The sequence below is a fragment of the Zhengella mangrovi genome (genome assembly GCF_002727065.1).
Lineage (GTDB): Bacteria > Pseudomonadota > Alphaproteobacteria > Rhizobiales > Rhizobiaceae > Zhengella > Zhengella mangrovi.
Genome location: NZ_PDVP01000002.1, coordinates 221,156 through 246,321, shown reverse-complemented (window position 1 = coordinate 246,321; position 25,166 = coordinate 221,156). Strand labels below are relative to the sequence as shown.

The following is a 25,166-nucleotide window of genomic DNA, read 5'->3' as shown; positions in this document are numbered from 1 at the left end:
GGGATGAAACGATGGCAAAAGCCTTCGCGTCGCAAGGCGACATGACCGAAAAGAAGATCAGCTTCACCGAGGTGGGCAAGGGGCTCTGGGCCTTCACCGCCGAGGGTGATCCCAATTCCGGCGTCATCATCGGCGACGACAGCGTCATGATCGTCGAGGCGCAGGCCACGCCGCGCCTGGCCAACAAGGTGATCGAGAAGGTGCGGGAAGTCACCGACAAGCCGATCACCCATGTCGTCCTGACCCATTACCACGCCGTGCGCGTGCTCGGCGCCTCCGCCTTCGGGGCGCAGCAGGTCATCATGTCCGACACCGCCCGCGCCATGGTCGTCGAACGCGGCCAGGAGGACTGGGACAGCGAGTTCCAGCGTTTTCCGCGTCTTTTCGAGGGCCACGAGTCGATCCCCGGCCTGACCTGGCCGACCACGACCTTCTCCGATTCCATGACCGTCTACCTCGGCAATCGCCGCGTCGACATCATGCACCTGGGCCGTGCCCACACCGCCGGAGATGCCGTGATCCACGTGCCGGACGAGAACGTCATGTTCACCGGCGACATCGTCGAATATCACTCGGCCTGCTATTGCGGCGACGGTCATTTCGGCGACTGGGGTGACACGCTCGACGCCATCAAGTGGTTCGACGTCGATGCGATCGCGCCGGGGCGCGGCGATGCGCTGGTTGGCAGCGACATGGTCAACGCCGCGATCGAGAAGACCCGCGATTTCGTTGAAAGCACCTACCGTCCGGCGGCCCGCGTGGCTGCGCGCGGCGGGTCGCTGAAGGACGCCTGGGACGCGGTCCGTGCCGAGTGCGATCCGAAGTTCGCCGATTACGCGATCTACGAACACTGCCTGCCGTTCAATGTCGCCCGTGCCTACGACGAGGCGCGCGGCATCGATACGCCGCGCATCTGGACGGCAGAACGCGACATGGAGATGTGGGAGCAGTTGCAGGGGTGATGCCCCTGTTTCCCGTCATCTCGGGCATCGTCGGCCTGGCGGCCATCATCGTTTTCATGTCCGCCATCCGCCATTCCTACGCCGTCGAGGCGCGGTCCGATCCGCGAAAGGCCGGGCGGCGTTTCGGCTACACCAACATCTGGGCCGTGGCCCTGAATATCGGTGTCGCCGGCGATGAGGAAACCCAATCGCTGCGCCGGGCCGTCCTGGTCCGGCTGGGCGCTGTGGCCGCGCTGTTCGCGGTCCTGATCCTTGGCTTGGTTGTGATGCCGGACGCGGCCTGATCCGCCGCCGGCGCGGGAGGAAGAAATGAGCAGGATTTTCGAGACACCGCTTTACCCCTACAAGCGCTCCGCCGACCAGGATGCGCCGGCGCCCGTGCGCCATCCGGTCGTGGTCGTCGGGGCTGGGCCGATCGGGCTCGCCGCCGCCATCGACCTGGCCCAGCACAACGTGCCGGTCGTCGTCCTCGACGAGAACGACAAGGTGTCCTGGGGATCGCGCGCCATCTGCTTCGCCAAGCGCCCGCTGGAAATCCTCGATCGCCTTGGCTGCGGCCAGCCCATGGTGGAGAAGGGCGTGACCTGGAACACCGGCAAGGTGTTTTTCGACGAACGCCAGGTCTACGCCTTCGATCTTCTGCCGGAGGACGGCCACAAGCGTCCCGCCTTCATCAATCTTCAGCAGTACCACTTCGAGAAATACCTCGTTGACCGCGTCTTCGAACTTCAGGCCGAGGGAAAGGCGATCGAGATTCGTGGCGGCTCGAAGGTCGCCGGCGTCGAGACCCGCGACGACGGTGTGCGCCTCACGGTCGAGACGCCGGACGGTCCCTATACCGTGGACGCCGACTGGCTGATCGCCTGCGATGGCGCCGGATCCCCGATCCGCGCCATGATGGGCCTGGATTTCGTCGGCCGCGTCTTCGAGGACAATTTCCTCATCGCCGACGTCATCATGGAGGCGGAATTTCCCACCGAGCGCTGGTTCTGGTTCGACCCGCCGTTCAATCGCGGCCAGTCCGCTCTTCTCCACAAGCAGCCCGACGGTGTCTGGCGCATTGATCTCCAGCTTGGCTGGGACATCGACAAGGAAAAGGAAAAGAAGCCGGAAAACGTCATCCCGCGCCTCAAGGCCATGCTGGGCGAGGACGCGAAGTTCGAACTGGAATGGGTGTCGATCTACACCTTCCAGTGCCGCCGCATGGAGAAGTTCCGCCACGGCCACGTGATCTTCGCCGGTGACGCCGCCCACCAGGTGTCGCCCTTCGGCGCGCGTGGCGCCAATTCCGGCCTGCAGGACACCGACAACCTGGTCTGGAAGCTGAAACTGGTCATGGACGGCATGGCGCCCGAAAGCCTGCTTGACAGCTACGACGTCGAGCGCATTCACGGTGCCGACGAGAACATCCTCAATTCGTCGCGTTCGACCGATTTCATCACGCCGAAATCCGAGATCAGCACCATCTTCCGCAATGCCGTCCTGGACCTCTCCGAGCGGTATGACTTCGCCAGGCCGCTGGTCAATTCCGGCCGCCTGTCGGTGCCCTGCACCTACGACGGGTCGCCGCTGAACGGGCCCGATTGCGACACGATGCCGAAGCGCACCCGGCCCGGAGCGCCGGCGGTGGATGCCCCGCTTGGCGATGGCACCTGGCTGATTGACCGGCTTGGCGATGAGTTCCAGGTCGTGACGATCGACGCCGATGCCCCGGATTCGCTCTGCGAGGCCGGTATTTGCGCCACCCGTCTGCCGCTCTCGGCCAGCGACAGCCCGGCGCTGCGCGATCGCTATCTCGGCGATGCGCCGTCCGCGGTGTATCTCATGCGCCCGGACCAGCATGTCGCTGCCCGCTGGGAAAACTTCGACGAGGCGGCCGTGCGCGCCGCGATCAACACCGCCACCGGCCGCGCCTGAGGGAGACAGCGAGATGAGCGAACTGGTCACCACCGCCAACATTGCCCGCCCGGACGATTTCTATGCCCGGCTGCTGGCAGCGCACGAGGGCCTCACGAAGGCCGAAAGCGACGCGTTCAATGCGCGCCTGATCCTGATCCTGGCCAACCAGGTCGGCGACATGGCCGTGCTCGAGCAGGCGCTCCAGGCCGCAGCGGATTCCGACGGGCCCGCCTGACGCAGACATTGTCCGGACATCGCCGATTGACAGGGAGTTGACCCCATGAACATCCAGACATCACGCAAGTACATCCAGCAGGACCATGCCGGTGCCATCACGCCGGGCTACATGCCGGGTTTTGGCAACGATTTCGAGACCGAGGCGCTGCCGGGCGCCCTTCCGCAGGGCATGAACAGCCCGCAGAAATGCTCCTACGGCCTTTACGCTGAACAGCTTTCCGGCACGGCCTTCACCGCGCCGAGCCACCAGAACGAGCGCACCTGGTGCTACCGCATCCGCCCGTCGGTCAAGCATTCGGCGCGCTACCGCAAGATCGACGTGCCCTACTGGAAGACCGCGCCGCACGTGGCCGATGACGTGATCTCGCTTGGCCAGTATCGCTGGAGCCCGGTGCCGCACGCCGACGAGCCGCTCACCTGGATCACCGGCATGCGCACCATGACCACAGCCGGCGACGTGAACACGCAGGTCGGCATGGCCAGCCACGTCTACCTCGTCACCGAATCGATGGAAGACGACTACTTCTATTCCGCCGATAGCGAACTGCTGGTCGTGCCGCAGGCCGGCCGCCTGCGTTTCTTCACCGAACTGGGCATCATCGACCTGCAACCGCAGGAAATCGCGGTCATTCCGCGCGGTCTTGTCTATCGCGTCGAGGTGCTGGAAGGCCCGGCGCGCGGCTTCGTCTGCGAGAACTACGGCCAGAAATTCGAACTGCCGGGCAGGGGGCCGATCGGTGCCAACTGCTTGGCCAACCCGCGCGACTTCAAGGCGCCGGTTGCAGCCTTCGAGGACCGCGAGGTGCCCTCCACGCTGACGATCAAGTGGTGCGGCCAGTTCCACGTCACCGAGATCGCCCAGTCGCCGCTCGATGTCGTTGCCTGGCACGGCAATTACGCGCCGGTGAAATACGACCTGACGGCCTATTGCCCGGTTGGCGCCATCCTGTTCGATCACCCGGACCCGTCGATCTTCACGGTGCTGACGGCGCCTTCCGGCCAGCCGGGCACGGCCAACATCGATTTCGTGCTCTTCCGCGAGCGCTGGATGGTGGCCGAGAACACGTTCCGCCCGCCCTGGTACCACAAGAACGTGATGTCCGAGATGATGGGCAACATCTACGGCATCTACGACGCCAAGCCCGAGGGCTTCGTTCCGGGCGGCATGAGCCTGCACAACATGATGCTGCCGCACGGGCCGGACAAGCAGGCGTTCGAAGGCGCATCGAACGCCGATCTGAAAGCCGAGAAGCTGGACAACACTATGTCCTTCATGTTCGAAACCCGGTTCCCGCAGCACCTGACGGAGTTCGCCGCCAGGGAGGCGCCGCTGCAGGACAACTACATCGACTGCTGGGCGGACCTCGTGAAGCACTATGACGGAACGCCGCAAGGCAAGTGAACGCACTGGAGACGCAACCATGACCGGACTGAAGCGATCCTGGGTGGAGAGCGCAAACGCGCCCGAGACCGGATTCCCGCTCAACAACCTGCCGTACGGCGTCTTTTCCACGGACGGCGGAAAGCCGCGCTGTGGGGTCGCCATCGGCGACTGCATCCTCGACGTTGCCGCACTGGAAGCGGCCGGCAAGCTGAACTACGAGGGCGCGCTCGAAACCGGCGCCTGGAACGGCATCATGGCCATGGGGCCGGTGACCTGGGAAAAGCTGCGCGCCGACCTGACCGCCATGCTGGCGGAAGGCTCGCGGGCCCGCGCCGACGTGGAGCCGCACCTGGTGCCCATGGCGGATGCCACGATGCACATGCCGTTCACGGTCAGCGAGTACACCGATTTCTATGCTGGCCGGAACCATGCCTTCAACGTCGGCGTCATGTTCCGCGGGCCGGAGAACGCCCTGCCGCCGAACTGGCTGCACATCCCGATCGGCTACAACGGCCGCGCCTCGTCGGTCGTCGTGTCCGGTACGCCGGTCACGCGCCCGAACGGCCAGTTGAAGGCGCCGAACGAGGAGGTGCCGCGCTTCGGCCCGTCCCGCCGCTTCGACCTCGAACTGGAAATGGGCGCCATTGTCGGCCAGCCCTCCAACGGGCCGATTTCCGTGTCGCAGGCCTTCGAGAACATCTTCGGCTATGTCCTTTTGAACGACTGGTCGGCCCGCGATATCCAGGCGTGGGAATACCAGCCGCTGGGCCCGTTCCAGGCCAAGGCGACGGCCACCTCGATCAGCCCATGGATCGTCACCTCCGCCGCGCTGGCACCCTTCCGTGTCTCGACGCCGGAGCGGGAAAAGCCGCTTCTGCCCTATCTCGCGGAGCCGGGTCCGATGCTTTACGACATTGACCTCGAATTCGCGCTGACGCCCGAGGGCGGCGAGGAAACGGTGCTTTCGCGGACCAATTACCGCGAGATGTATTATTCCTCCGCGCAGCAGCTGGCGCATCACACCACGTCCGGCTGCCCGATGCGCGTCGGCGACCTGCTCGGTTCCGGCACGATCTCCGGGCCGGACAAGGAAACGCGCGGATCGCTCCTGGAACTGTCCTGGGGTGGCAAGGAACCGGTCGGGATCAAGGGCGGGACACGCAGTTTCATCGAGGACGGCGACACCGTGACCCTGCGCGGCCATGCCCAGGGCGACGGTTACCGCATCGGCTTCGGCGAATGCGCCGGCACGATCCTGCCCGCGCGCCCCGTCGCCTGACCGGCCGCCGGGCGGCCAGCATGACCCTGGACGGCGGTTCTTCGGAACCGCCGTTTTTTGTTGCGCATGCCGGGATCCGCCTTGATGGTTACAAAAACAACAGTTACGAACGCAACTATAAACCGGAAGGCGCCGGACGCCGCGCTTCCGTTGTTAAACCAGGGAGATTGCCGATGACTGCCGCACCGAAGCTCGACCGCATCCATCACGTGGCCTACCGCTGCAAGGATGCCAAGGAGACAGTGAACTGGTACGTGAACAACCTGAACATGGATTTCGTGCTCGCCATCGCCGAGGACCATGTGCCGTCCACCCATGAGCCCGATCCCTACATGCACGTGTTTCTGGATGCCGGCGGCGGCAACGTGCTGGCCTTCTTCGAACTGCCGACCAAGCCGGACATGGGCCGCGATGAGAACACGCCGGCCTGGGTGCAGCACATCGCCTTCAAGGTGAAGGACCGCGACGCCCTGATCGCCTTCAAGGAACAGCTCGAGAAGAACGGCATCGACGTGCTCGGCGTCACCGACCACTCGATCTTCCATTCCATCTATTTCTTCGACCCGAACGGTCACCGCGTCGAACTGGCCTGCGACGACCCGGAAGAGGAAGCGATGAAGACGAAGCTGGACCAGGTGAAATGGGACATGCTGGAGGAATGGGCGAAGACGAAAAAGGCGCCCAAGCATGCCGACTGGCTGCACGCAAAGGAACTCAGCAACGTCTGAGCGACCGGCGGCTTGCCCGGATAAAGAAAGGGCGCGCCGCGATGGCGCGCCATTTCATTTGCGAGGCTACTGGGGCAGGGCGGTCTGGAACACCGCCTGCGGGGTCGTGATGATGACCCGCGCCGTCGATTCCAGCACGCTGCCGACGCCGACGCCGAGTGACAGCAGGCTGTCGCCGAGCCGGTTGCGGTCAGGCTGGAACTTCTCGCCGCCGCGCAACCGCGCGCCCAGCATGGTGACGAGCTGCGGGTTCTGGGCGAACTTGGTGTGGTTGATGCCGCTGCTGCCGGCCTCGGTCAGGTCGACGACCACCACGCCCAGTTCCGCGATCTCCTTGTCATTGGCATAGGCGCCGAGCCGCGGCTTGTTGCCGGCCAGCACCTGGCTGACCTGCAGCGCCCGGTCGTCGCGCGACAGCAGCACGAAGAACGGCGTCTTCGGCTTGCCGTAGCGCTGCATCTGCGCCTTGAACACGTCGGCGGAAATGTCCGGCGATGCCAGGATCACGTCGCCGAGCCGGCCGCCCAGCGTCGGGTCATTGGCGATTTTCAACTGGCGCAGCGCTTCCATCGTCACCCAGGTTCCCATCGAATGGGCGATGATGTCGATGCGCCGCGGCCGGGCCTTCTCGGCCAGGCGCAGGGTTTCCTCCAGAGCGTCGCGCGCCGCCGTGGCGCTGTCGCGGTCGTAGATGTAGTCCAGCGCACGCCCGCGCGACGCCCAGCTGAACAGGATCGCGGTCCCCTGGAAACCGGTATCGTGAACGATCTGCGTGATCCGGAACAGCGCGTCGGCAAACGTGTTGCGATAGCCGTGCACGAAGACCAGCACGTCGTCCTTGCCGCCGGCGGCGGCCGCCTTTTCGAAGGCATCGGCGCTGCTGACCGGGCGAATCGCCGTCGCCACGAAGTGCTTCGCCGGGTCCGGCAGGCCGCGGCTGACACGTTCGGTTTCGCCGGTCTGGTGATCCGGTGGCACTGAGACCGTGATTTCCGCGAAATTGAGGCCTGGGTGGCGCTCGCCCGAGAAGAGGATGTCTGGGTCGGGGTCCGCTGCCCGGGTGGTCGCGACGAGAATGCGGTGCTGCGTGGCCCCCTGCGGAATGCCCGCCGCCATGGCTTGCGGCGACGTGATTCGCCGCACGGCAACATCGCTCGCGCATCCGGCAAGCGGGATGAGCAAGGCAACGAGGGCCAGCAGGGTCAGGCGCACACGGGCGCTATGGGGCATCATGTCCGGGGTTCTCGCAACGTTGTCGCAACCTATCGCCATCGCCGCTGCAATGCAAAGTGGCAGTCATCACAACTGCGTCAGACGTGGTGCGTGCAGGCGATGGCGTTGCATTCCGGAGACAGCGGCAGCCTGTCAGCGCCGCCAGAAGGCCGGTGTGAACAGGATCAGCACCGCCAGGATCTCCAGCCGGCCGAGCAGCATGCCGATGGCCATGATGTACTTGGCGACGTCTGACAGAGGCGCGAAATTGCCGGTCGGGCCGATCACGCTGCCAAGCCCTGGGCCGACATTGGTGATCGCCGACAGGGCACCGGTCACCGCCGTCTCGAAGTCGAGGCCGGTCGCCGAGAGGAGAACGATCAGGACTCCCCAGATGACGAAGAAGGCGGCGACGAACAGCACGACCGCCCGTTGCGTCTGCTCGTCCACCGGCCGCTGGCCGTATTTGACCGGCAGGATGATCGAGGGATAGACCAGCCGCTTCAGGCCGTTCGAGAACACCTGGAAGAGGATGTAGAAGCGGTAGGCCTTGATGCCGCCGGTGGTCGATCCGGAACAGCCGCCCAGGAACATGGCCACGAAGATGGTCGCCACCGTGTACGGCCCCCAGGCGCCGTAGTCGGTCGAGGCATAGCCCGTCGTCGTGATGATCGACACGAAGTTGAAGGTCGAATGCGTCAGGGCGAAGAAGAAGGGAATGCGGTCGGTGACCGTGATCCAGATGGCATTCGTCACCGAGAACAGGACGATCAGCCCGAGGTAGACGCGGATCTGTGGATCGAGGAAGACATCCCGCCGTCCACGCAGCGCAAACAGGATCAGCACGGCGAAGGGCAGGCCGCCGATGGTCATGAAGATCGTGCCCGTCCAGATCACCCCCGGCGAGGTGTAGAACCCCATGGAGGCATCGTGCGTGGAGAATCCGCCGGTCGCCATGGTCGTCATGGCATGGTTGACCGCATCGAAGAGTTCCATGCCGGCCAACGCGTAGGCGACCGCGCAGACGAGCGTGAGCAGCGCATAGATCGAGATGATCGAGACCGCGTAGGTGGAAAACCGCGCGAACGGCTTGTCGTCGGTATCCGACGATTCGATGCGGAAGAAGGACACGCCGCCGATCTTCAGGAAGGGCAGCAGGAAGACACCGAGCGCGATCACGCCGAGTCCGCCGATCCACTGCAGGATGGACCGCCACAAAAGCAGGCCGGGCGGCATGTCGTCGAGCCCCTTCAGCACCGTCGCTCCCGTCGCGGTGATGGCCGAGACCGTCTCGAACACCGTGTCGGCAAGCCGCAGGTCCAGCGATGACGCAAAGAACGGGAACGCGCCGGCCACCGCCATGGAGAGCCACAGCAGGTTGACGAGCAGGAAGCCGAAGCGCGTGTTGATCGTCGGCGTCGGCGCACGGGTCGCCATCGCGGCGGCGGCCGAGAGGCCGGCCAGGAAGAAGGACGACAGCGCGAACACCTTCCAGTCGGAATTGTTGAAATAGAGATCCACAGCCGCAGGGATCAGCATGGCGACCGACATGTACAGCGCAAAGATGGACGCGACGAAAACTGCCGCTCGGACCGTACCTGCGTTCAAACCGTCTTCCTGCCACTGGGCGGCGCCTTGCTTCGCCGCCGTCCTCGCTCCATAAGGGCGGTCAATGGAAATGCCCGCGACCGCTGGCTGCCTGCATAGCGCAACTGCGGCCTCCGGTCACCGGGCATCGCCGATTCTCAAGCGGTTTTGCCGGTTTTCCGGCCGCCGTCTCCCGAAAGGCGGATTGATATGAGCGGTTTCGTGCAGGAGGTGAGGGCTGCGGCCAAGGCGCTCAGGGCGATGTTCGAGCCGACCCCGCTGCAGCGAAACGACTACCTGTCGCAGAAGTACCATGCCGGGATCTGGCTGAAGCGCGAGGACCTGACGCCCGTGCGCTCCTACAAGCTGCGCGGTGCCTACAACTTCATGCGCAAGTCCGTCGCCCGCGGCGGCGAGCGGATTTTCGTCTGCGCATCCGCCGGCAACCACGCCCAGGGCTTCGCCTACACCTGCCGTCACTTCGGGCGCAAGGGCGTGGTCTTCATGCCGGTCACGACCCCGCAGCAGAAGATCGACAAGACCCGCGCCTTTGGCGGCAGGCATGTCGAGATCCGGCTCGTCGGCGATATCTTCGATGCCTGCTACAAGGCGGCGATCGCCTATGCGGAGGCCGAGGGGGGCGAACTGGTCCCGCCCTTCGACCATCCCGACATCATCGAGGGCCAGGCGACCGTGGCGCTGGAGATCCTCGACCAGTTGCCGGAAGGTGTGGCCGCCGACCTGTGCATCCTGCCTGTCGGTGGCGGCGGGCTGGCTTCCGGCGTCATGCGTTACTGGGGCGAGGGCGGCCATCCGCCGCGTTTCCGCCTGTGCGAACCGGCAGGCGCGCCGAGCCTGAAGAAGAGCCTGGAAACCGGTCGCCGCGTGAAGCTCGATCACGTGGATAATTTCGTCGATGGCGCCGCCGTCGCCGAGATCGGACGCGAGCCGTTCCGCCACCTCAAGGCCTTCCCGGCCGACGACGTCCGCCTGATCCCGGAAAACCGCCTGTGCTCGACCATCCTCGACATGCTGAATGTCGAGGGCATCGTGCTGGAGCCGGCCGGCGCGCTGTCGGTCGATGCGCTGAAAGACATCCCGCCTGCCGATCTGCGCGGAAAGACGGTGATCTGCGTCACCTCGGGCGGCAACTTCGACTTCGAGCGTCTGCCGGACGTCAAGGAGCGCTCGCTGCGCTTCGAGGGACTGAAGAAATACTTCATCTTCCGCTTTCCGCAGCGGCCCGGCGCCCTGCGTGATTTCCTCGAACTGCTCGGACCCGAGGACGATATCGTCCGCTTCGAGTATCTGAAGAAATCGGCGCGGAATTTCGGCACGGTGGTGATCGGCATCGAGACGAAGAACCCGCGCAATTTTCCCCGCCTGACGAAGCGTTTCGACAAGGAGGGGTGGGGCTACCAGGACATCACCGAAAACGAGATTCTCTCGAACCTGATTATCTGACCGGGACGCACGCCATGTTTCAGAAGATCGCCATCGCGATCGGCATTTCCATTGCCGTCTATTTTTCCATTGCCGTTGCGCTGGTGCTCAGCGAGGCTCCGCCGCCCGGTGGCAGCGACACCGAGGAGGGCGGGTCGCTGGATTTCGCGAGCGCGATGACCGCCGACTATTCGGACATGCCGGACGTCACCCTGTTCAAGGCCCGCGACGGGACCGACCTGGCCTACAGGCGCTATGACTCCGTCAATCCGGACGCGCCCTACCTCATTCTCGTCCATGGCTCCGGCTGGAACTCCATGCAATGGCACCCGCTCGCGAAATGGCTGGCCGGCGAGGGGCTGGCGACCGTCATTGCGCCCGACATGCGCGGCCATGGCGTCAACCCGCCGCCGCGTGGCGATGTCGGCTACATCGGTCAGCTTGAAGACGACATGGCGGACCTGATCACCTTGATCAAGCAGCCCGGCGACGCCCACAAGGTGATCCTCGGCGGTCATTCGTCCGGCGGCGGCTTCGTCGTCCGCTTCGCCGGCGGCAAGCATGGCGACCGGGTCGACGGCTACGTGCTGATGGCACCCTTCCTGAAATACGACGCGCCGACCATGCGTCCCAATTCCGGCGGCTGGGCGCGCCCGGCCACGCGCCGCATCATCGGCCTCGTCATGCTCAACAGGATCAACTTTCCGGCCCTCAACCATCTGCCGGTGGTCTCGTTCGACATGCCGAAGGCAGTCCTGGACGGACCCTACGGCAAGCTGGCGACCACCGAGTACACCTACCGCATGAATGTCAGCTTCGCTCCGCGCGACGATTACCAGGCGGACCTCGCGGCCATGACGAAGCCGTTGCTCGTCGTCGCCGGCGACAGGGACGAGGCATTCAAGGCGGACCAGTTCGAACCGGTCATCTCGGCCCGGACGAAATCGGGCACCTATGCCGTGCTGCCCGGCATCACCCACCTCGGCGTCGTCACGGGGGAAGAGGTGCGCCCCGTGCTGAAGGACTGGCTGGCGGCGAATTTCCCGGCGTCAAAGGCGGATTGATCCGGATCGTGGCGGAACAGCGCGGACCATGACAGATTGACCCGATGATTGACGATGTCCTGATCGCCCTTGGCGGCGTCGGCCTTTTCCTGCTCGGAATCCGCATGCTGACCGGCGGATTGCGCGGCCTCGCCGGCGGCATGCTCCGCCGCCTGCTGGCGCGGTTCACGACCAACGCCACCACGGGCGCGGCCACCGGTGCTGTGCTGACCGCCATCATCCAGTCGTCCAGCGCGACGACGGTGACCGCAGTCGGCCTGGTTGGCGCCGGGTTCCTGACGTTTCCGCAGGCGCTCGGCATCGTGCTCGGGGCAAACATCGGGACGACTGCCACGGGCTGGATCATCGCCGCCATCGGTTTCAAGCTCGAGCTTGGCCTCATCGCCATGCCGCTGCTGGTCATCGGCGTGGTCGCTACCATGTTTGCGCCTGGCCGCTGGCGTCAGGCCGGCGAGGCGCTGGCCGGCTTCTCGCTGCTCTTCATCGGCGTCGACACCATGCAGCGCGGCATGGCCGGCTTCGAAGGGCTCTTCACGCTGGACAGCCTGTCCTCCGGCACGATTGCCGGCCGTCTCGAACTGGTGGCGCTTGGCGTGGCCATCACGCTCGTCACGCATTCCTCCTCGGCCGGGGTCGCCACGGCGCTGACGGCCCTCGCGGTCGGCACCATTTCCCTGCCGCAGGCGGCGGCCATGGTGATCGGCATGAATGTCGGCACGACGTTCGATGCCGTGCTGGCAACGCTGGGCGGCTCGGCGGCCGTCCGCCGGACCGGCGTCGCCCACATGGTCTTCAATCTCGGCACGGGGATCCTGGCATTCTTCCTGCTCGACCTCTTCTCGGCGGTCGCTGCCCCCCGTATCCACGGGCCCGGCGACGAGCAGTTCGCACTCGTCGCCTTCCATACCGTTTTCAACGTCCTGGGTGTTCTGCTGGTGCTTCCGTTTGCCGGCGCCTTCGCGCGCTTCATGGAGGCGCTCGTGCCGGATCGCGCGCCCAGCCTGACCGGCATGCTGGACAAGCGCCTCCTGACCGATGCGCCCGCAGCCTGCGACGCGGCCACGGCCTGTGCCCGCGCGGTCTCGGCCGAACTGGAGCACCATGTTCGTGCCGCGTTGACGGGACTGGCGCGGCATCGCGTTCCTGACCAGGACCTGGAGCGCATCCGGCAGGCGCTCGAGACACTGACCGATTTCGTCGCCGGCATTCCGCCGACCCCGTCGCCCTCGCGTGTTCGCGACCGGATTTCCGCCCTGCTGCACGTGCTCGACCACCTGCACCGGCTGCTGCGCCGCTGCGAAAACGACGAGCGCCTGTCCATCCTGCCGCACGACCGCCGGCTGAGGCGGCTGGGCAGGGTGCTCGCGGCCCTGATTTCCGGGACAGGGGACCTCGACGATACGGCGCGCGCCGCCCGCTACGCCCGCATGGAAGCCCTCATCCGCCGCCAGGAGGAAGCCTTCCGCATGGATGTCATCAGCCATGCCTCCCCGGTCCCCGCCACCATGCACGAGATCGCGATGCGGCTGGATGCGATGCGCTGGCTGCACCGCACGGCTGCCCACCTCTCGCGCATCCATTTTCACATGGTCGTGGCGGCGGATGTTCCCGCCCGGCAGGGGGAAGGCGAACCGGCGCCGGCCGCCGTCGCGGGGTAGAACGCCCCTGTTCGGGTATCCGTTCGCCGGTCACTTGCCTTGGCTCCTGTTTTGGTGCCAAAGCTGAGGCGCCTGTGCGGGCGGAGGAGAGACCCCGCGCAGCAGGAGGAGGGGATCACCATGGCCGGCATCGCCGCGCTTGCACTGGCCTATGTGCTGTCGCAATTCTACCGCTCGTTCCTGGCGGTTCTGACACCGGCGCTCGCCGCCGATCTGGGTGCGACCAAGGCCGATCTTTCGGAAGCCTCGGGCGCCTGGTTCATTGCCTTTGCGCTCATGCAGTTCTTCGTCGGCGTTTCGCTCGACCGGTTCGGACCGCGGCTGACGGCCGCGCTCATGCTCGGGCTGGCCGGTGCCGGCGGTGCTTTCCTGTTTGCCCTGGCGACGGCGCCATGGATGGTCACCATCGCCATGATCCTGATCGGCATCGGCTGCGCGCCGGTTCTCATGGCCTCCTACTTCATCTTCGCCCGGGTCTACCCGCCGGCCCGTTTTGCCATGTATGCCTCCTGGATGGTGGCTTTCGGATCGGCGGGCAATGTCATCGGCGCCACGCCGCTGGCTGCCGCGGCCGAAGCCTTCGGATGGCGCCCGGTCATGACCGGACTGGCCGTTGTGACCCTTCTGGTCGCCGGCCTGCTGCTGGTCGTGCTTCGCGATCCGCCGAAGCTCGACCATGGCGCAGGGTCGTCCGGCTTTGGCGGATTCGTTGAACTGCTCCGCCTGCCGGTTCTCTGGCCCATCATCCCGCTGGTGACGATCAACTATGCCGCGACGGCGGGCATTCGTGGCCTGTGGGCCGGGCCCTACCTGGCGGAAGTGCATGGCGCCGACGCGATCGCCATCGGCAATGTCACGCTTGCCATGGCCCTGGCCATGGTTGCCGGCAGTTTCCTCTACGGTCCGCTGGACCGGATCTTCGGGACGCGAAAATGGGTCGCGGTCGGCGGCAACGCGATCACGCTGGCGGCCGTCGCCTGGATGGCGCTTGCCCCCGCGGCCGGGCTCTCCGTTGTCACCGTCGCGCTCATCGTGATCGGCGTCGCCGGCATGGGCTACGGCCTGCTCATGGCCCATACCCGCGCCTTCTTCCCGAATCACCTGACTGGGCGCGGCGTGACGCTGATGAACTTCTTCTCCATCGGCGGTGTCGGGCTGATGCAGTTCCTGACCGGCTGGGTGGTGACCGCAGCCGCCGTGCCGGGCGAGCCGGCAGCCGCCTACGGCGCACTCTGGCAGTTCTACGCGCTCATGCTCGGCGCGGGTCTGGTGATCTACCTGTTCTCACGCGATGCGCGGCCGGAAAAGGGCTGACGGTCAGAGGTCCAGGCTCCGGATCCAGGCAACTGTCTTTTCCGCCAGGCCCTCGGTTCGCTCCGGTGACAGGATATCGCCCGCGATCACGTGCTGGGATGCATTCGGGCTGTCCGCCACCTCCACGACCGCGTGCGGCCCGCCCCATTTCGCCGCCTTTTGCGCCGTCACGGCCTCGTCGACGACCGGGTCGCCTGGCGCATAGAGAAACAGCGCGGGCGTCTTCACCGTTTCCGGGAACACGCCGTCTGCCAGCCGCACCGCCGCTGCCATCGGCATAAGGGCGCGGGTGGGATAGCGCGTCGTCCAGTATTTCGCATGCTCGGCATTCGCCGGCTCGAAACTGCGCTCGGGGCCGACGATCAGGTCGGCAAGCTGCTGCCCCCACGGCTGGTCGAGGAGGAAGGACCCCGCCGCCTTGAGCCGGTAGTTTGGCGAGATCAGCACGAGGGCGTTCATCTCCCGGGCCAGGTCGGGTTGTCCGGCGGCCCAGGTCGCAAGCGAGCCGCCCGTCGACGTCGCGATCACCACGACCTTCTCGCCGATCGCCTTGCCGACGGCCAGCGCCTCGGCCATGTCGTTCAGCCAGTCGTTGACCGTGGCCCGGGCCAGTGCCTCGCCGTTCTGGCCATGTCCGGTCAGCCGGGTGAAGAACAGGTTCGCGCCAAGCTCGCGGGCAACGATGTCGGGCAGCGGACGGGTTTCCTGCAGCGTGGCGGAATAGCCGTGCACGTAGACGATGGCGAGCGGCGTCTTGGCCTTGGAGCGCGGGAAGGCCCAGATGATCTGCTTCTGCGTGCCCTCGGTGATCCCCGTGACATTGGCCTCTTCCCGGGCGACATAGCCCTCGGGGTCGGCGGCAATCGCCGCGCGGTCGATGGTGATCGTCGTGTCGACGGGCGTCCTGGGCCCGACGATGTAAAGGACGGCGGCCACGACCACCAGGAAAACCAGTGTCCACATGATCTTGCGCACCATTGCCTGCCTCCCCTTCGGTGCTGATGCTTAGCGCGACATCCCGGCGTGCACAATCTGCCGCAGCGTCATCCGGCAAATCCGTTTCCGTGCCGATAGCGTATTTCGGGAGTGTCAGAACCTAAACCGCCCATGCCCCAGGCCCGGCTCCCGCTTTCGACCGTGCTCGCCTACGGCCTGCCGGCCATGCCCGCCGCCGCGCTGACATTGCCGCTCTATGTGGTCGTGCCGACCTTCTACAGCGAGACGCTGGGTCTGCCGCTGGCGGCCGTCGGCGCGGTGCTGATCGCCGTGCGCCTGTTCGATGCCCTGAACGACCCGGCTTTCGGCTGGATCGGCGACCGCCTGCAGAGCGGGTTCGGCCGCCGCCGGCTCATGGTCGCCCTGTCGCTCCCGGTCACGGCCTTCGCAGCCTGGAAACTCTTTGCCCCGCCACCCGATGCAGGGCTTGGATATCTTGCCCTCTGGATGGCATTGCTGACCGGGGCATTTTCAGCGCTGCTGCTGGCCTGGTCCGCCTGGGGCGCGGAACTGGCCGGCGACTACCGCGAGCGAAGCCGCATCACCGGCTGGCGCGAATCCTTCACGGTGCTCGGCACGCTGGCGGCCATCGCCATCCCCTTCGTGGTCGCCGGCGCCCAGGATCGCGCCGGTCTCGCTGTCCTGGGCGCCGCCGTTGCCGCGGGCCTGCTGGCATTCGGTGGCGTGGCAGTGCTGGCGGTCCCCGAACCGCGAAACCACTCCGTCACCCGCCTGACGTTGAAGGCAAGCCTGCGGGCCATGGCCGGGAACCGGCCGTTCCTGCGCCTCATCGCGGCCTATTTCGCCAACGGGCTGGCCAATGGCATCCCCGCGACGCTCTTTCTCTATTTCGTCTCGGCGCGACTCGGCGAGCCGGATTTGCGCGGCCCACTGCTGTTTCTCTATTTTCTTTGCGGCCTGGGCGGTGTGCCGGCGGCAACGGCGCTGGCCGCCCGCATCGGCAAGCACCGGGCCTGGTCCCTGGCCATGCTGCTGGCCTGCGTCGTCTTCTCCGCCGTGCCGCTGATCGGGGCGGGGGATGTCGCGGCCTTCGCGGCGGTCTGCGTCCTGACGGGCTTCGTGCTCGGTTTCGACCTCTCGCTGCCGCCGTCCATCCAGGCCGACGTGATCGACGCCGATACGGCGGTTTCCGGCGAGCAGAGGTCCGGGATCTATTTCGCGGCATGGAGCCTTGCCACCAAGCTGTCGCTGGCCGCCGGTGTCGGCATCGCCTTTCCGCTTCTCGCGCTTGCCGGGTTCGATCCGCAGGCTGGCGCCGGCAATGCGCCCGGTGCGATGCTCGCCCTGGCCGTGCTCTATGCCTGGGTGCCGGTCGCCCTGAAACTGGTCGCCATCGCGCTGATGTGGTCATTTCCCTTTGACGAGACGGCGCAACGCGCGGCCCGCACGGCCATCGAGACGCGGCAGGCCTGAGCCCGCTCAGTCGCGCAGCGGCCGCTTGTTCCAGCCCATGGCGCGGCTCATCACCGGGAAATAGAGGCTCCAGGGCAGCAGGTTCACCGCCTTCAGCAACAGCGCGAAGCGGCGCGGGAAGGCGACCTCGAACCCGCCGCTGTCGAGCCCGGAGACGACCCGCTGCGCGGCGTCGTCCGCCGTCATCAGGAACGGCATGGGAAAGCGGTTCTGCTCGGTCAGCGGCGTGTCGACGAAGCCCGGGTTGAAGACCTGCAGCCGGATGTTCATCTTGTCGAAGTCGAATTTCAGCGACTGCGCCAGGTAGTTCACGGCAGCCTTGGACCCCCCGTAGGCCGACGCGAGTGGCAGGCCGCCATAGGACGAAACCGAGCCGACGATGCCGATGTGACCGCCGCCATGCGCGCGCATGGCCCGAGCCGCCGGCAGGAGGCCGTTGAGCACACCGAACAGGTTGATCTCGTAGGTCTTGCGGAAATTGTCCGGATCGGGATTTTCGCCGCGCACCGGCCAGTAATTGCCGGCGACGAAGAGCGCCAGGGCGATCCGCCCATGTGCGTCCTCGAGCGCGGCGGCGAGCGCCTGCATCGACGCTTCATCCGTCACGTCGCATGCCGCTGGCGTGATGGTGCCGGGCAGGGCGGTCGCCTCGGCCTCGAGCGTTGCCAGCTTGTCGGTGCTGCGCGCGGTCGCCACGACGTGCCAGCCCCTGGCCGCCAGTTTCAGGGCCACGTCGCGGCCGATGCCGGTCGAAGCGCCCGTGATCCACGCGATGCCGTCTTCCGGCCGGGCTCGATACAGGGGCATGGCGGGCTCCAGTTGTCATTCGCTCTGCCGGATACTACGCGAAAAGACGCCCGCCGGTTTCCCGGCGGGCGTGCGATGCGTGATGCGATGGACGTTTAGGCCCAGAGTATGTCGGAGAGGCGCTGGCCCAGCGATCCGGTCAGCCGCAGCGGTCCGTCGGTGACCGCCATCCCGATGCAGGGGGTGAACTTTTCGGCCACCGGACGATGATCCACGGTCTCGTCGTTGACCGAGATGTCGCCGCGCCCGTAGTGCCCGGTGTCATCGTTGAACGCGCCATCCAGCACCAGCGACAGTTCCATGCCCTCGTGCGTGTGCTTCGGGATCGCGCGGCCCGGCTTGATCCAGAAGAGTTCGACCTCGCATCCGTCGATCTCGCCAAGTTCGAAATCGCGGAACCCGGGCATCCTGGTCTTCCACGGGATCTCGTCCTCGCTCATGCCGATGAAATCGGCGATGGCGCGGGGGAGGAGCCCCTTGGCCGGGGTGCGGTCCGGCAGCCGGATCTGCGGCGCTGGCGCCTCGAAAATCCGCTCCAGGCAGGCATCCGCCCCGACCAGCATCTTCGGCTCGATCCGGTCCAGCGCATCGCCGGCCAGGGTTTCGAGACTGGCCACCATGCCGCGGTTGGCGGTCGAGAGCTCGAGATGGGCATCCACGAGCACGCGCGCCGGCTCGGGCAGAAGCCCGGCCACGTACCGCGCCAGCAGCGCGTCGATCCGTTCCTGTGTTTCCGTGTTCTTCAATCGTCTGTCCTCTGGCCGCAACGGCACCAGTGCTGCAGCATACATGGTATTTGCATGAGTTACGCCGTCCTGTGCAATCCGGATCACCGGCAAAACACGACCGTGTTTTTCGCCTCCTGCAGTCAAAAACTGCGGGAGACGGCCGGCGGGCGGAAAAACCGCGCTTGCATGCTGCGTCCCGGGTCCATACCCTCGCCACAACATCGAACATACGGGAATATCATGACTGCGTCTGTCCTTGAGTGCATTGGCAACACGCCGCTCATTCGCCTGAAAAAGGCATCGGAAGAAACCGGCTGCGAGATCTATGGCAAGGCCGAGTTCATGAACCCCGGCCAGTCGGTCAAGGACCGGGCCGGGCTGTTCATCATTCGCGACGCCGAGCGCCGCGGCCTGCTGGAACCGGGCGGGATCGTTGTCGAGGGCACGGCAGGAAACACCGGCATCGGCCTGACCGTGGTGGCCAAGGCGCTTGGCTACCGCACCGTCATCGTGATTCCCGAAACCCAGAGCCAGGAAAAGAAGGACGCTCTGCGCGTTCTGGGCGCGGAACTGATCGAGGTTCCGGCGGTACCCTACCGCAATCCGAACAACTACGTGAAGGTTTCCGGCCGCCTGGCCGAACAGCTTGCCGCGTCCAGCCCGCATGGCGCCGTCTGGGCCAACCAGTTCGACAACGTTGCCAACCGCGAGGGGCATGTCGCCACCACCGCCGAGGAGATCTGGGCGCAGACGGGCGGCAAGGTCGACGGCTTCGTTGCCGCCGTGGGAACGGGCGGGACGCTCGCCGGAACGGCCATCGGCCTGAAGGCGAAGAACGCGGACATCAAGATCGCGCTTGCCGATCCGCTCGGCGCCGCGCTCTACAGCTACTACACGACCGGCGAGATGAAGTCGGAAGGCTCCTCGATCACCGAGGGCATCGGCCAGGGCCGGATCACCGCCAACCTCGACGGTTTCACGCCGGATTTCGCCTACCAGGTGCCCGACGCCGAGGCCCTGCCGATCGTCTTCGACCTGGTCCAGCAGGAGGGCCTCTGCCTCGGCGGCTCGTCCGGCATCAACATCGCCGGCGCCATCCGCCTTGCCCGCGAACTCGGCCCCGGCCACACCATCGTGACGGTCCTCTGCGACTATGGCACCCGCTACCAGTCCAAGCTGTTCAACCCGGAATTCCTGCGCTCCAAGGACTTGCCATTCCCGGCCTGGATGGAAGGCACGAGCACCATCGCGGTGCCCTACGAGGACGTCGAGGCATGAGCGCCACAGAATGCCTGTTCCGCGACGACGCCTACCTGTCGACCGCCGAGGGCCGGGTCGTGGCGATCAATGATCGCGGCGGCATCATCCTCGACCGCACCGTCTTCTACGCGACCTCCGGCGGCCAGCCGGGCGACACCGGCCGGTTCGAGCGGGCCGACGGCAGCATGATCGCGGTCGCGGCCACCGTGACCGGCGAGACCAAGGAAGAGATCATCCACGTCCCGGCCAACGACCAGCCGGTGCCGGAGATCGGCGAGACGCTGGTGCTCCATGTGGACTGGGAACGGCGCTACAGGCTGATGCGCATGCACACTGCCTGCCACCTGCTCACCGTCGTCTGTCCCTATCCGATCACCGGCGCATCGGTCGGCGAGGAAGAGAGCCGGGTCGATTTCGACATTCCCGACGCCTCCTTTTCCAAGGAAGAGGTGAGCGAGCGCCTGATGGACCTCGTGAACGGGAAGCATCCCGTCTTCACGCGCCTCATCACCGAGGACGACCTTGCTGCCAATCCGGGCCTTGTGAAGTCGAAGAATGTCCGCCCGCCGTCCGGTTCGGGCACCATTCGCCTGGTCTGCATCGGCGAGGATGGCCAGGTGGACAGCCAGCCCTGCGGCGGCACTCATGTTTCGACCACCGAGGAAGTGGGCGCCATCCACATCGGCAAGATCGAGAAGAAGGGGCGGGAGAACCGCCGCTTCCGGATCCGCTTCGGTGACCTGCCGGGGGCATAGCCATGAAGCTGAACGGCTCCTGTCACTGCGGCGCGGTACGCTATTCCTGCGACAGCACGACGCCGGTTCCCTATCAGCGCTGCTACTGCTCCATATGCCGCAAGACCCAGGGCGGTGGCGGCTATGCCATCAACCTGAAGGGCGATGCCGCGACGCTGGAGGTGACCGGCCGCGACGCCATATCGATCTACCACGCGCGCATAGACAGCGGGGAAAGCCCGGCCGAGCGGCACTTCTGCAGCCGCTGCGGCTCCGGCCTCTGGCTCTACGACCCGCGCTGGCCCGACCTGGTCCATCCCTTTGCGTCCGCCGTCGACACGCCTCTGCCCGCACCTGCCGAAACGACGCACATCATGCTGGAATTCAAGCCGGATTGGGTGGAAGATCCGGGACCGGATGCAACCCGTTGCCATGATGGATACCCCGACGAATCCATCGAGCAATGGCACGTGCGAACAGGAAACAGGACGGATTGAGCGAGATGAGCAGCGACGAGACCCCCGTGATCGTGACCGCCGACTGGCTGGAGGAGCGCCTGGGCAAGCCGGGCCTGTCCATCATCGACGGCTCCTGGTACCTGCCCACGCAGGACCGCGATGCGAAGGCCGAATATGCCGCCGGCCACATCCCGGGTGCCGTCTTCTTCGACCATGACCTCGTGGTCGATCCCGGCAATGCGCTGCCGCACGCCTTGCCGTCGCCGCTGGAATTCGAGCGTCACGCCAGTTCCATGGGAATCACGTCCCATGACACGATCGTCGTCTATGACGGTCCGGGCTTCTTTTCCGCGCCGCGCGTCTGGTGGCTCTTCCGGACCTTCGGCGCGAAAGACGTACACGTGCTGGAAGGCGGACTGGACGGCTGGAAGCGGGAAGGCCGCCCGCTGACGGCGGATCCCACCCATTGCGCCGGCGCCTATTTCAAGCCGGATTTCGACAGGGCGGCGGTCGTCACCCTCGACGAGATGCGCCGGATCGTCGACACGGGCGGCGCCCAGGTCGCCGATGCGCGGCCGAGCGGACGCTTTGCCGGTAGCGAACCCGAGCCGAGGCCGGGCGTCCGCTCCGGCCACATGCCAGGGGCCTTCAACGTGCCGGCGCTGGAACTGTCCCGGGAAGGCAGGCTGCTGCCGCCGGAAGACCTCCAGGCCCGGTTCGAGGCGTCGGGCATCGACCTGGCGAAACCCGTCGTCACCTCTTGTGGTTCCGGCGTGACCGCGGCGGTGCTGATCCTCGCGCTGGAGCAGATCGGCCACCGCGACCATCGTCTCTATGATGGCTCGTGGACCGAATGGGGCGGCCACGACCAGACTCCGGTGGAAACCGGACCCTGAAAGCCATGGCGACGCTGGAGACCCGCGTCACCCATCTGGAAATGAGCGGCCGGCCGCCGCGCGTGCCGATGCCACTGGGGTGTCGTCTTACCCTGATGCGGGCGCCGGACATCCCGCTGGCCTACTATCGCTGGCTCTACGAACAGGTCGGTCGTCCGCATCACTGGAAGATGCGGCGCAACCTGCACGACGCCGACCTTGCCGCGCAGATCCATGCCGAAACCACCGATATTTCGGTGCTCTACTGCGAAGGGGCGCCGGCCGGCTTCTTCGAACTGGACCGGGCACGCCTGCCAGATGCGGTCGAAATCGTCTATTTCGGCCTGCTGCCGGATTTCCAGGGCAGGGGCCTTGCCCGCTTCTTCCTCTCCGAAGCGATCCAGGCCGCCTTCGCCCATGATCCGCGCAGGATCACGCTCCAGACCAACACGCTGGACAGCCCCCGTGCCCTGGTCCTTTACCAGAAGGCCGGCTTTCGCCCCGTGTCCTGGTCGATGGATCGCGTCGAGGCCTGGGAAGCGCCGGACGAGTGAACGGAAATCGGTCCTGCTGAACGGCGCATTCATCGCCAATTCAGCAAGGATTTGTCATTCTCGCGGTAACGGAACTATTGGAAGGAACATCGTCACCATGAACCGTCGCGCGCTTTTCACCATGGCGTCCGGTGCGCTGGCCGCTGCAATGCTGCCGGCCGCCGCCCTTGCACAGCCCCAGTTGTCCGCGCCGACAGCGGACACGATCGAGCGCAAGCTGGAAGCCGCGCCCCAACGCCACATGCGGCCCGAACGGCGCATCACGGTCGAGGAACTGAAGCGCCGGCCCGAGATCCGCCGCGACTATGCGCCCTCGATTGACATCCAGGCGATCAACTTCGCCTTCGGGTCCGCCGAGATCCCGTACCGCGAGTTCGACAAGGTCGAGCAGATCGCCATCGCCATGCGCAACATCCTGCGCCGCCGGGACGAGATCTTCCTGATCGAGGGCCACACCGACGCCGTCGGATCGCGCGCCTCCAACCAGGTTCTCTCGGAACGCCGCGCTCTCTCGCTTGCCCGGGTGCTCAACCGCGAGTTCGGCATTCCGTGGGATGCCATGGAAACGGTCGGCTATGGCGAGGACTATCTGCTGGTGCCGGTGCCCTACGAGGAATGGCGCAACCGCCGGGTGACGCTGCGCCGGATCACCGACGTCATTCGCCGCTGAGACCGGCGGCCGCGAAACGACGAAGGCCCGCCGGAATCCGGCGGGCCTTCTTTCTGTCCGGCCCGGAGCCGATGCAACCGTGTCGATCGGCGCCGACCTGTCGGGGCGGGCGGCCGGACGGGAGGAGCCGTCAGGCGACCTTCAGGGCCTGTGCCGGTTCGGCCATCTCGTAGCCCAGGGCGTCCGCGACGGCCGCGTTGGTGATCCGTCCACGATGCACGTTGAGCCCGTTGCGCAGGTGCGGATTGTCGGTCAGCGCCTTCAACCCCTTGTCGGCCAGTTGCAGGCCATAGTGCAGGGTGGCGTTGTTGAGCGCATGGGCCGACGTGACCGGGACGGCGCCCGGCATGTTGGCGACGCAATAGTGGATGATGCCGTCAACCGCGTAGGTCGGCTCGGCATGGGTCGTGGCCTTGCTCGTCTCGAAGCAGCCGCCCTGGTCGATGGCGACATCCACGAGCACCGCGCCCTGCTTCATGCCGGACAGCATTTCGCGCGACACCAGCTTGGGCGCCGCCGCGCCGGGAATGAGCACCGCGCCGATCACGCAATCGGCGGAGAAGCATTCCTCTTCCAGCGCCTCGACGGTCGAGTAGCGGGTGTGAATGCGCCCGTTGAAGATATCGTCGAGCTGGCGCAGGCGCGGGATCGACCGGTCGATGATGGTCACGTCGGCGCCGAGGCCGACCGCCATCTTCGCGGCATTCAGGCCGACCACGCCGCCACCGATCACGGCGACCTTGCCCGGCAGAACGCCGGGAACGCCGCCGAGCAGCACGCCGCGGCCGCCATCGGCCTTCTGCAGTGCCGTCGCGCCGGCCTGGATGGCCAGACGGCCGGCCACTTCCGACATCGGTGCGAGCAGCGGCAGCCCGCCGCGATCGTCCGTCACCGTTTCATAGGCGACGGCGGTCACGCCGCTTTCGACCAGGCCACGGGTCTGGTCCGGGTCCGGCGCGAGGTGAAGGTAGGTATAGAGGATCTGGCCTTCGCGAAGCTGCACCCATTCCGATGGCTGCGGCTCCTTGACCTTGACGATCATGTCGGCCTTGGCGAACACCTCTTCGGCGGTCTTCACGATGGTCGCGCCAGCCGCGCGATAGGCATGGTCGTCGGCACCGATCCCGGCGCCGGCGCCTGTTTCGACGATCACATCGTGACCGTGGGCGACGTATTCACGAACGGACCCGGGCGTCAGGCCGACGCGGTATTCGTGGTTCTTGATTTCCTTGGGGCAACCGACACGCATGGCGTTCTCCTCGACGGCGAATTCACATGCAACTCATTGTGTTGGAAAAAACGCGGAATGGGCTTGCGTTGTTCCATGGCTCCGCTTGAAAGTTTGGCGGAAATTTGCGCAAATCAGGGAAGTTAAGGCAAGAGGTTTGCGTCCATGAATCTGGACAAGATCGATATCGCCATTTTGACGGCCTTGCAGGCGGAGGGGCGCATCTCCAATGCCGCGCTCGCCGAGCGGGTCGGCCTGTCCCAGTCGGCCTGTTCGCGCCGGCTGGACGCGCTCGAAAAATCCGGCGCCATCCGCGGCTATCACGCCCGCCTGCACAACAAGGTCTTGGGCTTCGGCCTGACGGCCATCGTTCATATTTCCCTGTCGGGACAGTTCGAGAAGACGCTCAACGACTTCGAGGCGGCCATTCGCCGCGTGCCCAACGTGATGGCCTGCTTTCTCGTTGCCGGCGAATATGACTACATCCTGCGGATCGCCGCCCGCGATCTCCAGGATTACGAGCGCATCCATCGCGACTGGCTGACCGCCTTGCCCCATGTCACCAAGATCAACTCCACCTTCGCGCTGCGCGAAGTGGTGGACCGGACCGGCAGCGGCATCGATCCGCACCTGCTCTGAACGGGCCTTGCCGGTG

25 protein-coding genes are annotated in these 25,166 nt (G+C 66.0%); 19 read left to right on the top strand and 6 right to left on the bottom strand.

Going from position 1 to position 25,166, the window contains the following annotated elements:
• The first annotated feature begins 11 nt into the window (after positions 1–11).
• From CSC94_RS05055 to CSC94_RS05025, 7 genes are all read left to right on the top strand, one after another.
• A complete protein-coding gene (locus tag CSC94_RS05055) occupies positions 12–962 on the top strand; it encodes an MBL fold metallo-hydrolase (RefSeq protein WP_099305238.1) in 951 nt (316 codons plus the stop codon).
• Entirely contained in the window at positions 962–1,246 is a 285-nt protein-coding gene (locus CSC94_RS05050; RefSeq protein WP_099304434.1) for a hypothetical protein, read from the top strand. The genes CSC94_RS05055 and CSC94_RS05050 overlap by 1 nt, the downstream gene beginning before the upstream one ends.
• A 25-nt stretch (positions 1,247–1,271) precedes the next feature.
• Complete coding sequence (locus tag CSC94_RS05045) at positions 1,272–2,879, top strand: FAD-dependent oxidoreductase (RefSeq protein WP_099304432.1); 1,608 nt, start codon at positions 1,272–1,274, stop codon at positions 2,877–2,879.
• A gap of 13 nt (positions 2,880–2,892) precedes the next feature.
• Entirely contained in the window at positions 2,893–3,096 is a 204-nt protein-coding gene (locus CSC94_RS05040) for a DUF2783 domain-containing protein (RefSeq protein WP_099304430.1), read from the top strand.
• A gap of 45 nt (positions 3,097–3,141) precedes the next feature.
• Entirely contained in the window at positions 3,142–4,500 is a 1,359-nt protein-coding gene (gene hmgA, locus CSC94_RS05035; RefSeq protein ID WP_099304428.1) for a homogentisate 1,2-dioxygenase, read from the top strand.
• A gap of 19 nt (positions 4,501–4,519) precedes the next feature.
• Positions 4,520–5,761: a fumarylacetoacetase gene (gene fahA, locus CSC94_RS05030; RefSeq protein ID WP_099304426.1), complete on the top strand. Its 1,242-nt coding sequence runs from the start codon at positions 4,520–4,522 to the stop codon at positions 5,759–5,761.
• A gap of 173 nt (positions 5,762–5,934) precedes the next feature.
• Entirely contained in the window at positions 5,935–6,489 is a 555-nt protein-coding gene (locus CSC94_RS05025; protein WP_099304424.1) for a VOC family protein, read from the top strand.
• 66 nt (positions 6,490–6,555) lie between these two features.
• Here CSC94_RS05025 and CSC94_RS05020 read toward each other — a convergent pair whose 3' ends face one another.
• Positions 6,556–7,722 (bottom strand): alpha/beta hydrolase, encoded by a 1,167-nt coding sequence (locus CSC94_RS05020; RefSeq protein ID WP_245408261.1) that lies wholly within the window; start codon positions 7,720–7,722, stop codon positions 6,556–6,558.
• 132 nt (positions 7,723–7,854) lie between these two features.
• Complete coding sequence (locus CSC94_RS05015) at positions 7,855–9,309, bottom strand: TrkH family potassium uptake protein (protein WP_245408260.1); 1,455 nt, start codon at positions 9,307–9,309, stop codon at positions 7,855–7,857.
• A 189-nt stretch (positions 9,310–9,498) separates the two neighbouring features.
• Between CSC94_RS05015 and ilvA the strand changes: the two genes are divergently transcribed.
• The 4 genes from ilvA to CSC94_RS04995 all read left to right on the top strand — a co-directional run bounded on the left by ilvA (position 9,499) and on the right by CSC94_RS04995 (position 14,767).
• Positions 9,499–10,752, top strand: coding sequence for a threonine ammonia-lyase IlvA (gene ilvA / locus CSC94_RS05010; protein WP_099304421.1), 1,254 nt, complete (start codon positions 9,499–9,501; stop codon positions 10,750–10,752).
• 14 nt (positions 10,753–10,766) lie between these two features.
• Positions 10,767–11,795 carry an alpha/beta hydrolase gene (locus tag CSC94_RS05005; RefSeq protein ID WP_099304419.1) on the top strand — a complete coding sequence of 343 codons (1,029 nt, stop codon included), beginning with the start codon at positions 10,767–10,769 and terminating at the stop codon, positions 11,793–11,795.
• 44 nt (positions 11,796–11,839) lie between these two features.
• On the top strand, positions 11,840–13,453 hold the full coding sequence (locus tag CSC94_RS05000) for a Na/Pi cotransporter family protein (protein ID WP_099304417.1): 1,614 nt from the start codon (positions 11,840–11,842) through the stop codon (positions 13,451–13,453).
• Positions 13,454–13,573: 120 nt separating this feature from the next.
• Positions 13,574–14,767: an MFS transporter gene (locus tag CSC94_RS04995; RefSeq protein ID WP_099304415.1), complete on the top strand. Its 1,194-nt coding sequence runs from the start codon at positions 13,574–13,576 to the stop codon at positions 14,765–14,767.
• 3 nt (positions 14,768–14,770) lie between these two features.
• Here the strand turns inward: CSC94_RS04995 and CSC94_RS04990 are convergent, their stop codons facing one another.
• On the bottom strand, positions 14,771–15,745 hold the full coding sequence (locus CSC94_RS04990) for an alpha/beta hydrolase (RefSeq protein ID WP_099304413.1): 975 nt from the start codon (positions 15,743–15,745) through the stop codon (positions 14,771–14,773).
• A gap of 129 nt (positions 15,746–15,874) precedes the next feature.
• Here CSC94_RS04990 and CSC94_RS04985 point away from each other — a divergent pair, with 129 nt between their 5' ends.
• Entirely contained in the window at positions 15,875–17,197 is a 1,323-nt protein-coding gene (locus tag CSC94_RS04985) for an MFS transporter (RefSeq protein WP_099304411.1), read from the top strand.
• A 6-nt stretch (positions 17,198–17,203) separates the two neighbouring features.
• Here CSC94_RS04985 and CSC94_RS04980 read toward each other — a convergent pair whose 3' ends face one another.
• Together CSC94_RS04980 and CSC94_RS04975 are read right to left on the bottom strand one after the other, a co-directional pair.
• Complete coding sequence (locus CSC94_RS04980; protein ID WP_099304409.1) at positions 17,204–18,004, bottom strand: SDR family NAD(P)-dependent oxidoreductase; 801 nt, start codon at positions 18,002–18,004, stop codon at positions 17,204–17,206.
• Positions 18,005–18,099: 95 nt separating this feature from the next.
• A complete protein-coding gene (locus CSC94_RS04975) occupies positions 18,100–18,750 on the bottom strand; it encodes a ChrR family anti-sigma-E factor (RefSeq protein WP_245408259.1) in 651 nt (216 codons plus the stop codon).
• A 222-nt stretch (positions 18,751–18,972) separates the two neighbouring features.
• Between CSC94_RS04975 and CSC94_RS04970 the strand changes: the two genes are divergently transcribed.
• From CSC94_RS04970 to CSC94_RS04945, 6 genes are all read left to right on the top strand, one after another.
• Positions 18,973–20,010 (top strand): cysteine synthase A, encoded by a 1,038-nt coding sequence (locus tag CSC94_RS04970; protein ID WP_099304405.1) that lies wholly within the window; start codon positions 18,973–18,975, stop codon positions 20,008–20,010.
• On the top strand, positions 20,007–20,747 hold the full coding sequence (locus CSC94_RS04965) for an alanyl-tRNA editing protein (protein ID WP_099304403.1): 741 nt from the start codon (positions 20,007–20,009) through the stop codon (positions 20,745–20,747). Before CSC94_RS04970 ends, CSC94_RS04965 begins: the two co-directional genes overlap by 4 nt.
• 2 nt (positions 20,748–20,749) lie before the next feature.
• Positions 20,750–21,223: a GFA family protein gene (locus tag CSC94_RS04960; RefSeq protein ID WP_099304401.1), complete on the top strand. Its 474-nt coding sequence runs from the start codon at positions 20,750–20,752 to the stop codon at positions 21,221–21,223.
• 5 nt (positions 21,224–21,228) lie between these two features.
• Complete coding sequence (gene sseA / locus CSC94_RS04955) at positions 21,229–22,080, top strand: 3-mercaptopyruvate sulfurtransferase (RefSeq protein WP_099304399.1); 852 nt, start codon at positions 21,229–21,231, stop codon at positions 22,078–22,080.
• A 5-nt stretch (positions 22,081–22,085) separates the two neighbouring features.
• Positions 22,086–22,613 (top strand): GNAT family N-acetyltransferase, encoded by a 528-nt coding sequence (locus tag CSC94_RS04950; protein WP_099304397.1) that lies wholly within the window; start codon positions 22,086–22,088, stop codon positions 22,611–22,613.
• A gap of 97 nt (positions 22,614–22,710) precedes the next feature.
• Complete coding sequence (locus CSC94_RS04945; RefSeq protein ID WP_099304395.1) at positions 22,711–23,283, top strand: OmpA family protein; 573 nt, start codon at positions 22,711–22,713, stop codon at positions 23,281–23,283.
• A gap of 130 nt (positions 23,284–23,413) precedes the next feature.
• Here the strand turns inward: CSC94_RS04945 and ald are convergent, their stop codons facing one another.
• Complete coding sequence (ald, locus tag CSC94_RS04940; RefSeq protein WP_099304393.1) at positions 23,414–24,532, bottom strand: alanine dehydrogenase; 1,119 nt, start codon at positions 24,530–24,532, stop codon at positions 23,414–23,416.
• A gap of 144 nt (positions 24,533–24,676) precedes the next feature.
• On the opposite strand from ald, the gene CSC94_RS04935 reads away from it, so the two are divergent.
• Positions 24,677–25,150 carry an Lrp/AsnC family transcriptional regulator gene (locus CSC94_RS04935; protein WP_099304391.1) on the top strand — a complete coding sequence of 158 codons (474 nt, stop codon included), beginning with the start codon at positions 24,677–24,679 and terminating at the stop codon, positions 25,148–25,150.
• Positions 25,151–25,166 lie beyond the last annotated feature (16 nt).